The 560-nt window shown below is 58.9% G+C and carries 1 protein-coding gene; it reads right to left on the bottom strand.

Annotation, left to right across the window (positions count from 1 at the left end; all coding sequences use genetic code 11):
- Window positions 1-2: 2 nt before the first annotated feature.
- Window positions 3-560 (bottom strand): ACT domain-containing protein (locus B3C64_RS05575; RefSeq protein ID WP_291534311.1); only part of this gene is annotated, 558 nt, incomplete at its 5' end.

The raw sequence follows: 560 nt of genomic DNA, 5'->3' as shown, positions 1-560 counted from the left end.
CATCACATTCTGCGCAACCGCGGCTCAGCGGAATCCTTGGCGCCGGTGATGCGGTACACGTCGAACACGCCCTCGATTTTGCGCACCGCGGCAAGCAAGGTGTTCAGATGCTGCGGATCAGCCATTTCGAAACTGAACTGACTGGTGGCCACACGATCGGTGCCAGTGGAAATCGAACCGGAGATGATGTTCACGCCATGGTCGGAGAGCACGCGGGTCACGTCGCTCAGCAGATGCGGGCGGTCAAGCGCCTCGACCTGGATCTTGACCATGAACACACCCTTGGTGCTGGTCCACTGCACGTCGACCACGCGTTCCGGCTGACGTTTCTCCAAATCCAGCATGTTCTGGCAATCCACGCGATGCACCGATACGCCTTGATTGCGGGTGATGAATCCAATGATCTTGTCGCCGGGAACCGGCATGCAGCATCGGGCCAGTTTGACCCAAATGTCACCCACGCCCTTGACGGAAATGCCCAACGAACTGGTGGTCTTCTTGGAACGCTCCACCTGCTTAAGCGGCAGAGCCTCCTGCTCCACTTCCTCGTCCACCTCGTC

It is taken from the genome of Bifidobacterium sp. UBA6881 (genome assembly GCA_002451435.1).
GTDB lineage: Bacteria > Actinomycetota > Actinomycetes > Actinomycetales > Bifidobacteriaceae > Bifidobacterium.
This window is presented reverse-complemented; position numbering and strand designations above follow the sequence as displayed.